Origin of the sequence: Paenibacillus radicis (ex Xue et al. 2023) (assembly GCF_024722015.1) — a bacterium.
Classification (GTDB): domain Bacteria; phylum Bacillota; class Bacilli; order Paenibacillales; family NBRC-103111; genus Paenibacillus_S.
On record NZ_JANQBD010000021.1, the window covers coordinates 159,243 to 170,104 of the forward strand.

At 45.2% G+C, this 10,862-nt stretch carries 8 protein-coding genes; all 8 read left to right on the plus strand.

What is annotated here, in order from left to right; genetic code table 11:
• The first annotated feature begins 21 nt into the window (after nt 1-21).
• The 8 genes from NV381_RS26300 to NV381_RS26335 all read left to right on the plus strand — a co-directional run bounded on the left by NV381_RS26300 (nt 22) and on the right by NV381_RS26335 (nt 10,615).
• Nucleotides 22-996, plus strand: a complete 975-nt coding sequence (locus NV381_RS26300; RefSeq protein ID WP_258216267.1) for an ABC transporter permease — start codon at nt 22-24, stop codon at nt 994-996.
• Between the two features lie 16 nt (nt 997-1,012).
• On the plus strand, nt 1,013-1,906 hold the full coding sequence (locus NV381_RS26305; protein ID WP_258216268.1) for a carbohydrate ABC transporter permease: 894 nt from the start codon (nt 1,013-1,015) through the stop codon (nt 1,904-1,906).
• Nucleotides 1,907-1,920: 14 nt separating this feature from the next.
• Nucleotides 1,921-3,564, plus strand: a complete 1,644-nt coding sequence (locus NV381_RS26310) for an ABC transporter substrate-binding protein (protein ID WP_258216269.1) — start codon at nt 1,921-1,923, stop codon at nt 3,562-3,564.
• Between the two features lie 58 nt (nt 3,565-3,622).
• Nucleotides 3,623-5,023, plus strand: a complete 1,401-nt coding sequence (locus NV381_RS26315) for a sulfatase-like hydrolase/transferase (RefSeq protein WP_258216270.1) — start codon at nt 3,623-3,625, stop codon at nt 5,021-5,023.
• Nucleotides 5,024-5,707: 684 nt separating this feature from the next.
• The gene (locus NV381_RS26320; protein WP_258216271.1) at nt 5,708-6,682 is read left to right on the plus strand and encodes an SGNH/GDSL hydrolase family protein; all 975 of its coding nucleotides are present in this window, start codon (nt 5,708-5,710) and stop codon (nt 6,680-6,682) included.
• Nucleotides 6,683-6,830: 148 nt separating this feature from the next.
• Complete coding sequence (locus NV381_RS26325; RefSeq protein ID WP_258216272.1) at nt 6,831-7,835, plus strand: ROK family protein; 1,005 nt, start codon at nt 6,831-6,833, stop codon at nt 7,833-7,835.
• Between the two features lie 12 nt (nt 7,836-7,847).
• A complete protein-coding gene (locus NV381_RS26330) occupies nt 7,848-9,029 on the plus strand; it encodes an MFS transporter (protein WP_258216273.1) in 1,182 nt (393 codons plus the stop codon).
• Nucleotides 9,030-9,310: 281 nt separating this feature from the next.
• Entirely contained in the window at nt 9,311-10,615 is a 1,305-nt protein-coding gene (locus tag NV381_RS26335; RefSeq protein ID WP_258216274.1) for a polysaccharide deacetylase family protein, read from the plus strand.
• Nucleotides 10,616-10,862 lie beyond the last annotated feature (247 nt).

The window sequence follows — 10,862 nt, forward strand, 5'->3', positions numbered from 1 at the left end:
CATCGAAACAGGGAGGGGTTTATGGAAGTTTCGGCTAGCAAGAGTAACACATTGTCTACAGTTGTCCGTAAAAAGGAAAATTACTTGTCCAGACTGAGGAAGAACGCAACCAGCCATTGGCAGCTCTACTTGCTAATGCTGCTGCCGATTATTTATTTGCTCATATTCAAGTACGTGCCGATGTATGGGGCTTTGATTGCGTTCAAAAATTATATTCCGACTAAAGGGGTATGGGGTAGCGAATGGGTAGGCTTGAAGCATTTCGATCGTTTTTTCCATTCGTATGAGTTTGTTCGAATTATGAAAAATACGATTCTGATCAGCATCTATAGTTTACTTGCGGGGTTTCCGTTCCCAATCATACTTGCGCTTTCCTTAAATTACGTAAACGCTCGTTTCTTTAAGAAAACCGTACAAATGGTCACATACGCGCCGCATTTTATTTCCGTAGTCGTTATGGTTGGCATCATACTGCAAATGATGGACCCACGTATTGGCCTGGTTCAAACGATTATGAAATATTTCGGATTCCCTGCAATCAATTTCATGGGCATACCCGAATGGTTCTCACATGTTTTTGTCTGGTCCGGTATTTGGCAAAATGTTGGTTTTTCCTGCATCATCTACCTGGCGGCGCTTGCAGCTGTTGATCCTTCGCTGCACGAGGCTGCTGTTGTGGATGGAGCGAATAAAGTGCAGCGAATGTGGCATGTCGACTTGCCGGGTATTATGCCGGTTGCCGTTATTTTGCTGATCATGAACACGGGTCATGTGCTGGATATAGGCTTCGAAAAGGTATTGCTGATGCAGAATCCGCTGAATATGAGCTCTTCTGAGGTAATCGATACTTTTGTGTACAAAGTTGGCTTGGCATCAACAGCAATCAACTATTCCTACTCGTCTGCCATTGGATTGTTTAAATCAGTAATTAATTTGGTCCTGCTGGTTCTCGTCAATCGGATAGCGAGAAGATTGGGCCAAACCAGTCTGTGGTAAAAAGGAGGGCGCATCTATGACGGGAAGCATTAAAGAAAGTGCGGATGACAGGCTTTTTACAATTCTGAATTACATCATCTTATCCATTTTTACGATTACGATTCTTTACCCTCTGGTTTACATTGTCAGTGCTTCCTTCAGCTCATCCACAGCGGTTATTTCCGGTAAAGTCTGGTTGTATCCGGTAGAGCCGACGCTAGCGGGTTATGAAGCGGTATTTAAGCATCGTTTAATTATGTCGAGCTTTTTGAATTCGGTTTATTATACGGTAGTGGGAACGACGATCAATGTGCTTTTTACACTCATTGCGGCGTATCCGCTTTCAAGAAAAGATTTTATGCCACGAAACGCAATTATGGCTTTGTTTGTATTCACAATGATGTTTTCCGGCGGATTGATCCCGTCTTACCTGGTTGTGAAAGGGCTTGGTATGATTGACACAAGGTGGTCTTTAATTATTCCGGGAGCTCTTGCCGTTATGAATATGATCATTACCCGCACTTATTTTCAAACGACCATTCCGGATGAATTGCTTGAAGCCGCTCAAATGGATGGATGCAGCGATTTTACGTTTGTGCGAAAAATCGTGCTTCCGTTGTCAGGTCCGATTATAGCTGTAATCTCCTTGTTTTATGCAGTCGGACATTGGAACCAATATTTTAACGCACTGCTTTATTTAAAACATCAGGAGTTGTATCCGATTCAATTGGTTTTAAGGGATATTTTGGTGCAAAACGAGGTCGATGCGTCGATGATAACTGACGTTGCCGATCAAGCGGCAAGGGATGGTCTGCGGGAGCTGTTGAAGTTTTCCCTTATCGTCGTGTCTACGCTGCCCGTGCTCATCATCTATCCATTTATACAAAGGCATTTTGTTAAAGGCATGATGATTGGATCATTAAAAGGCTAAAGGGAGGTCTTTACATGAAAAAAGGTTTAACAGCTTTAGTAGCGCTTACGACGTCTTTAGCGCTCCTAAGCGCATGTGCAGATAGTGGACAAAAGGAAGCTGCTCAAAAGAAGGAAGCAAGCAGTGACGATCAAGTAACGGCAGCGGGCGTATTCCCGATCACGAAAGAAAAGACGACGCTTAAGGTCATGGTAAAAGGCTCCAGCATTGTCGAAAATTTTGCAACCAACGAGTTCACCAAGTGGCTGGAGGAGAAAACGAACATTCATATCGATTGGGAAGTCGCTCCGGAAAAAACATTTGCAGAGAAGCTTAACGTTTCACTCGCAAGCGGTGATTATCCGGATGTGCTGCTTAATATGAGCGTATCGCCGATCCAGCAGTCAATTTACGGTAAGGATGGCGTATTTATTCCGCTGAACCCGTATATTGATAAATATGGCGTGGAAATGAAAAAGATGTTCGAGCAGGTTTCCTATGTAAAAGATTTGATTACTATGCCTGACGGCAATATTTATTCGGTACCTCAGGTTAATGATTGCTACCACTGCTCGCTCGGTCAAAAGATGTGGATTTATCAACCATGGCTAGACAAGCTCGGATTAAAAATGCCGGAAACGACTGACGAATTTTATCAAGTGCTTAAAGCTTTTAAAGAAAAAGATCCTAACGGGAACGGCAAGGCAGATGAGATTCCGCTTGTTGGCGCTACTAACGGCCCATCCTCGACATTGGACCTTTTTCTGCCCAGCGCTTTTATCGAGAAGGATTTCAACCTGCGCTTCGTTAAGGATGGAAAGGTTCAAGTTGCCTTTAATCAACCGGAGTGGAAGGATGCTTTGAAGTATATTAATAAACTATATGCTGAGGGTTTAATATCTCCGCAAACGTTTACACAGGACAGAAACCAACTGAAACAAATGGGCTTGAACCCGGAAATCCCGATCGTAGGAGCTATTGCCTCGCAAAACCAAACGGTATTTGTCGATGTCGATAACCCGAGATTCAAAGACTACATTTCCGTGCCGCCACTTAAAGGGCCGGCAGGTATACGTTCAACTGCATATAATCCTTACGCGGTCTCTACCGGTCAATTCGTTGTCACCAATAAGGCGAAAAATCCTGCTGCCGCATTCCGTATGGCTGACCTGCTGCTTTCAGAAGAAGCGACGCTGCGCAGCACACAGGGCCGTCCTGATCAGGAGTGGGTGCGTTCGGCGCCAGGAGAGATTGGAGTTAACGGGAAGCAAGCGAAATGGAAACCAATTGTTACGTTTGGCAAGCTGCAAAACGTACACTGGGCGCAGGCGGGGCCGTCGCTGCGAACCAACGAGTTGCGATTAAGCGTGGCAGCTGATCCGAAAAACTCGCTTGAACTTATTTTGTATAATGAAACTAAAAAATACGAGCCTTACGAAACCGACCCGAGCAAAATTGTGCCGCCATTGTTCTTCACCAACGAACAAGCGGAGGAGCTTGCCACGCTTGAGAAGACGATTACGGACTACAGAACCGAATTTTTTGCAAAAACGGTTACAGGCTCGCTGGACATTGACAAGGAGTGGAGCAACTATTTGAGCACCTTGGATAAAATGAACATTAAACGTTACCTGGAAATTTATCAGCAAGCTTATACCCAGTATAAATCGAAAAAGTAATTGTGATATTTGTGCAATCCGGAATTCAACAATCCTGTCTCGTGAGAGTGAGCATAAGATGAAAGAGCAGATCAAAAAGAAGCTTTCAGCCGAAAGACCTAATGTAGTGTTTATAATAGCGGACGATCATCGTGGTGAATCCATTGGAGCGTTTGGCAATGAAACCGTGCAGACACCGGTTTTGGATTCGCTGGCCGCAAGCGGGACATCTTGCCGTAACACGCATATATTCGGCGGCCTAACCGGAGCGGTTTGCGCGCCGAGCAGAGCGTGCGTCAATACGGGCATATCGATCTTTCGGGCGATGATCGGCAAAGACATGATGAACCGGGAGCATTCGAGCGTTATTCGCCCAGATGTTCGGCTAATGCCGCAAACGAAGCGCGAAGCTGGATATCAAACTCATGCGGTCGGCAAATGGCATAACGACAAGGCAAGCTTCGCCCGAAGTTTCGAAGGAGGGGATAAGCTGCTTTTTCACGGAATGAGCGAGCATACAAAGGTTCCCGTACACGATTATGATCCGAGCGGGGCTTATCCTAAGGAACAGGAATATATTGAACGGACGTTCTCAACAGAGTTGTTTACGGACTCCGCCGTCAAGTTTATTGAGGATTATCGGGAGGATCGGCCGTTTTTCCTGTATGTGGCTTATACAGCGCCGCATGATCCCCGAACGGCGCCCGAGCCTTATGCAAGCATGTACGATAAAGCCGCCATTCCGCTGCCTCCGAACTTTATGCGGGAGCATCCATTCGATACAGGTGATATGATGGTTCGGGACGAGAAACTCGCTATAATGCCGAGGGACGAGGGCGAAATTCGTGAACATATTGCCGATTACTACGCGATGATAAGCCATTTGGACGCGCAAATCGGTAGAGTCGTCGAAGCGTTGAAGGCTAAGGGCATCTATGACGACACGCTCATCGTGTATACCGCCGACCATGGCTTGGCAGTCGGGCAGCACGGACTGATGGGCAAACAGAACGTTTACGAGCACAGCGTGCGCATTCCGCTTATATTCCGGGGGCCGGGTGTACCGGAGAACAAGCAGGAGCTTGCGCTGGCAAGCAATATCGATATTTTTCCTACAGTTGCAGGGCTATGTAACATCGACCTGCCGGAGGAAACGGAAGGCGTAAGTCTGTGTCCAATCTTTGCAGGGAAAAGCGATGGCGTTCGCGGAATCGTGTGCTCGGTTTATCGAGATACCCAGCGGATGATAACGGACGGTCGATGGAAGCTGATTCGTTATTATCGCTCGCCATTAACGAACACAGGAACAGAACGAATCCAGTTGTTCGATCTACTAAACGATCCTTGGGAAACGCAAGATTTGTCGGCAGAGCCGGCAAATGCCGGGGAGATCGAACGGCTTGCCTCCGGCTTGGCTTTATGGATGCAAGCTTCCAGCGATATTTTACAGAATAAGCCGGTCATTCCTGTTACATCGTAGATTGGAGTAATGACCAACGATGAAATGATCTAAGATTTCCAATCAATTTTAAGTCGCGTAAATCGCGACTTTTTTGTTTTATGGGATAAACATCTTGTGATGCGTCAATGACAAGATGTTTATCTCATTCCCAATAAAAACTATTCATCACAATGAAGGCAGCCTATTTTCGTTATCCATCTAATCAAAATTATTTCACGGAGAGCTTGTTTGAAATTACTGGGAAATATTAGATCGAAATATTGTAATATAATAATAGCTCAGCCTCAAAATCAGTACTTGACCCTCCTCCGGCTTCTAGTCTCACAAAATCCTGCAAACATGCAGTTATTTTCCTGCCGAAATTGCTGTAGTGAGAACAGACCTGCAAAAGTACATCCATTTTCATGGAAAACGCTCCGATTGAGCTAAGAATAAAGAAATAAATGCATATTTGCATGAATTTAATAAGACTTCGGATATACCGGCCCAAAGGCTGTATAGATGCAGGTTTTTGGGAGAAGGCAGGGGCTTCGAATCGAATTAATTCTAATAAAGTCGTATGCCCTGTCATTACCGTTCTTAAGTTTTTGTCTAGGGTTAGGCTGGACACGGAGATAGAATCGGATGGCTTCGTCAAGCGCTGATTTCGGTTTAGAGCCACAATAATAGCACTCAAATAACGATAGAAAGGTGAATGGAAAAATGCAAACTATCGAAATAAATAAAGAGTGGTTTCGGGGGGCCGTTTCAATAGAAACGAATGACACCGGACTCCGGCCATGGCGGTTGCCACATGATCAGCTCAGCTTATTTGCATCTGAATTAGTGGAGAAGGCAGGGGAAACAGCGGGTGTTAGACTTGCTTTTCTAAGCGATTCCACTTCAGTGGAGCTGCATGTCGGTATAACGGATAAAGATATACTGTTTGATATAGTTATTGAAGATGAATTAGTCGATACCAAGACTCTCCTTGCAGGAGAAAAAATTTGTTTATTTACAAACTTACCAGGCGGTATGAAGAGGATTGAAATTTATTTTTCACAAAAGGCTGCCGTTGTTGTGAAAGCACTAAAAGTTGATGATGGGGCATCGGCCACTCCCTTGTCAAACAATCAACCACGGTGGGTTGCATACGGCAGCTCCATTACACAATGCAGCGCAGCTGAAAGTCCGGCTCAAACTTGGCCGGCAATCGTAGCACGCAACAAAGGCTGGGACCTGACCTGCATGGGTTTTGGCGGACAATGTCATTTGGAACCAATGGTTGCTCGCGTCATCCGTGACCTTCCCGCAGACGTCATTTCCATGTGCCTCGGCATTAATGTAATGGGTGGCAATAGCTTAAATATTCGGACGTTTCGTTCTGCAATTATTGGCATGGTATCGATCATTCGGGAAAAGCATCGCAGCACACCCCTATTTTTATTTTCACCTATTTATTGTCCTCACAGAGAAACAGACGAAAACTTAGTAGGGATGACCTTGGTTACAATGAGGAAAGAAATCCGGGAAGCGGTGAATATTCTAACCTCTTACGGGGATTCAAATCTTACTTATGTAGACGGTTTGGATATTTTTGGAGAAGCCTTTGTTGACAAACTACCAGACCAACTGCATCCGAACGCTGAAGGATATAAAATTATGGCTAATCATATACGGGGTAAATTGAATATTTAACAACTAATAAGGAAGTCTTGAATTAGAACCGTTTCTTTGTAATTCTCTTACGAAGGAGCGGTTCTTTTTTTCATTGACATCAGCCGAGACTGTGATTAATATACTTATTAAAGAACATTTAATAAGATGTTTATTAAGGGGAGGAATTATGAAGGGGGCCAACAATTTACTCGTCAAAATGATGAACCAGCGTCTTGTCCGCCATACGCTCAAATATATGCGCCAAGCGACGAAGCAGGAGCTTGCAGCGAAGACAGGCCTAAGCGTGGTGACCATTAATGCACTTCTCATGGATATGATCGCCGCTGGCGAGGTACACCAGGGGGAGATGGTGCCATCCAACGGCGGACGGCCTTCAAGCTTGTATCATTATATGGGTGGTTATCAGCACGCGGTCATCCTTTACGGATATCAGAAGGACAAACGGAATTATATGAAGCTGCTCGTTGTGAACCTTTTTGAAGAATCTGTTTATGAGGAAGCCGAATATATGGAGCAGGTGCTGGTATCAAGCTTCGAGGAAGCTCTAGATCGCGTGTTTGCACAGTTTCCGACTATTCACTTAATTGCTTTTGGTCTTCCAGGGGCGGAGCAGGATGGGATAGTTACGATCAATGACCACCCCGCGCTAGTGGGCAGCACCTTTATCCCGTATTATGAAGCTCGCTATGGTGTGCCTGTCATCTTTGTCAATGACATTAACGGAGCTGTAAACGGCTACTACCATCAGCATTGCGCTGAAGGTGAATCGGAAACAGTGGTGGGAATATATTTTCCAAGAAGCTACCCTCCGGGTGCAGGCATCATCATAAATGGAGGGGTGTATACAGGTTATCAGAATTATGCGGGTGAGGTTGGACATTATCCATTAGGATGCGACTGGCTCACATTGGATTATAGTGATGAACAGCAGCTTACCGAAGCCGTAGGTCAACTTGTAGCTATGATCTGTACTGTGCTTGCCCCGAACCAGATTATACTGTATGGGGATTTCTGGAGCGAAGGGAATGACCAATCGGTTAAGAAATATGCAGAACAGCTTCTTCGAGACAGCTTCTGCATACAAGTGGCGATTTCGAATCAATTCGAGAATCACTTTGAGCAGGGGTTAATTCAAATATCACTGCATGAACTGGAGAATAGGAGAGAGTAGGGGGACCTTCATATGATGACATTATTGCTGATCATTATTTATTTATCGTTTATTGGCCTTGGCTTACCGGATTCCCTCTTGGGGTCTGCATGGCCGGCTATGCAAAGTGATCTCGCGGTGCCTGTATCCTATGCCGGTATCGTGTCTATGATCATAGCAGGGGGCACCATTGTCTCAAGCTTCTACAGTGAACCGGTTATTCGAAAATGGGGGACAGGGCGCGTTACCGCGGTTAGTGTGCTAATGACAGCAGTTGCATTGCTCGGCTTCGGAATAGCACCGTCCTTTATCTGGCTATGTGTGCTGGCAATTCCACTCGGACTTGGAGCGGGCTCGGTGGATGCCGCGCTTAACAACTTCGTGGCGCTGAATTATAAAGCCAAGCATATGAATTGGCTGCATAGCTTCTGGGGGATTGGCGCGACCGCGGGTCCTGCCATTATGTCGATGTACCTCATAAGCGATAGCAGCTGGAATATGGGATATCTGACGATTGGATTTATTCAGATCAGCTTGGTTGTGATCCTCATCCTGACACTCCCGTTGTGGAGGAAGGCAGATGCAGCAATGAAAGCAGGAGAAGAAGTTTCTGCTGCATCCGCACTTATAAAGCGCAGTGACTTGTTGAAGATCAAAGGCATGAAGCCTGCACTCATAGCTTTTTTCGCTTATTGCGCGCTCGAAGCGACGACAGGCTTGTGGGGAAGCAGCTTCTTAGTTATTCACCGCGGCATTAGTGCGGAGACGGCTGCACAGTGGATCTCATTCTTCTACCTTGGTATAACGTTGGGGCGTCTAGCTTCGGGCTTCATGTCCACCAAGTTTGATAACGTGACCATGATTCGTCTGGGACTGGGCGGTATAGCGGTCGGCGTGCTGTTATTTGTGCTGCCATTAGGGGATTTCGTCTATCCAATCGGACTATGGTTGATAGGACTTGGCTGTGCACCGATCTATCCGAGCATGCTGCATCAGACACCGCATAACTTCGGCAAGGAGCTGTCCCAGTCCATCATGGGCGTCCAGATGGCATCGGCCTATGTGGGCACAATACTGATGCCGCCGCTATTCGGCTTGATCGTGCAGCATGTAAACATTGCTTGGTTTCCGTACTTCCTGTTAGCGATTCTGCTGCTGCTGATCTACATGTCGGAGAAGACCAATCGTGCAGTGGCTGGGCGCCAAGCAGGATAAGATGATACAACCAATAACCCCCGTCCTTATCGTTGAGCAGCATTCCAGGAAGCTGCACTGTACGGTGAGGATGGGGGTTCATTCGATTGAGAGCCAAAAATGGCATCATGCTAAGCAGTGCGTTTGGAGCCATATTCCCGAAACCACAACAATACTACGGAAATATTCTGGCTCCTGCGTAAAAAACAGTTATACTTGCAGTGAATGCATTTTCCGAGGAATTTCAGGAAATAATGTCCAGAGAAGGTCAATCTTAATAGGATGAGGGAGATTTCAGTATTATGAAGACGAAATGGTTTATTTGTCCGATGCTGACGGTGTTTGCAATGACTTTTTTTATATGTTCCTGCAAATCTTCCACAGTCTTGCCTAACCCAACCCATGCTCCTATTAGCTCTACGGTTCCATCGCCTGCCAAGGATACCGACCTTCCTGAACAATTATTGGAATCAGCCCGGGAAGGAAAGGCTTGGAAGAACGTATTTTCCGTCGGTCAAAGTACGATCGATCAAATCGAAGGTCAATGGGGGAATCCGGATACCGATGTTGAAGCGGGCAGGGGAATGTACGCGTCTTTTACCGGACCTCAAGCATCCTTTGGTTATAATAAAATAAATCGGCTTGTATTTGACAGCCGCTCCTATGATCAAAGCCTTCAAAATTTGACACTCCAAAGCATTGTAGAATCATTAGGCCCCCCAGAAAGTAAAACAGAAATCGGCACGGATGATATCTATAGCTATAACGCAGCTTCGAAATATCAATTGAAGTTTATTATCCCAAAAGGTACATCCAATGTTGATCATATCTCCGTTTTCTCTGAAGGAAGCGTTCAAAAGGGGCCGGAAAAGCCACCTGCTTCCAAGGGGGATTACTTTTTGAGCATTGTAGGGAAGTCCAATCAATTAACACAGAAGGCTTGGGCAGATATGCTCGCTTGGCGCAAAACGATCGTCGATTTTGCCAAATCCCATCAAGGAGATATTTTTATTAACGGTCCCGATGAAAAAAAGGTCGCCCTCACTTTTGACGACGGTCCAGATGATCAAACAACGCCTGCTATTATGGATATTTTGAATAAATATAAGGTACAAGCAAGCTTTTTCTTTATCGGAAAACAAGTAAACCAGTACCCTGACGTAGTCAAAAAAGTTTATGAAAACGGGCATTTGGTGCTAAATCACAGTTTTAAACATGATGACTATACCAAATTGGATGCGAATCAAATTCATACCGATGTGAAAGAAACAGAAGACGCTATTCGATCCGTAATTGGTAAAACTCCATCTATCATGCGTACGCCCTACGGGGCAACGAATGATAATGTATTAGCCGCCGTGAAAAAAGAGGGACTCACCGTTGTACTTTGGTCCATAGACACACTGGATTGGTCTCAAAAGGAAAGCGACAATATCGTAAATAATGTGATTTCCAACGTAAGAAACGGGGACATTATTCTAATGCACTCCAGCAAAGTACAAACGGTGAATATCAAAGCACTGCCAATAATCATTGAGCAGCTGCAGAAGAAAGGATTTTCCATCGTCAATTTGGAGACCTTGTTAGGCATTCATGCTTATAAATAAATCAAAGAATAATAAGAAAAGCTTCTGATCGAAGCCCTTTCGAGGAAGATACATTCGTGACTAAGTTGTAGCTTTTCTTGCAATATCAGACTTGTTCAGCTCTGCTGAAAACTTATAAAGTCTGGCGTGTAATATAATCCACTAAAGAAGGGAAATCCCCAGCAACTATCGAAGATACGAAGCACCTGACAAAGAGCTTCAATCTATACCTACCCTACCACAGGAGGTTGAAGTCGCATGGGGAAAT